The 250-nt window shown below is 41.2% G+C and carries 1 protein-coding gene; it reads left to right on the forward strand.

Features of this window, described 5'->3' with window-relative positions:
• On the forward strand, positions 1 to 250 hold a 250-nt coding region (locus AAEZ02_RS23135), incomplete at both ends, for a type 2 periplasmic-binding domain-containing protein (RefSeq protein WP_502959619.1).

Here is a 250-nt window from a genome sequence, read left to right on the forward strand (position 1 = left end):
TCGCAATACATTTTTGAACGATGTTGAAGGTAAAGATCCTACGATTAATAGGTTAAAGGATGGCCAAGCTTTTGGCGTCATTTCGGTGCTATCTACACCGATTAAAGGTTGTCAACTAACTCGATTAGGCTGTGTCGACTATCTGCTAGTCGCTTCACCTGAGTTTAGTCGTCATTACTTCCCTAATGGAATTAGTGCAGACAGTCTTAGAAAAGCTCGGGGTATTGCGTTTGATCACAAAGACAATATG

It is taken from the genome of Shewanella sp. T24-MNA-CIBAN-0130 (assembly GCF_040310185.1).
Classification (GTDB): Bacteria; Pseudomonadota; Gammaproteobacteria; order Enterobacterales; family Shewanellaceae; genus Shewanella; species Shewanella psychromarinicola.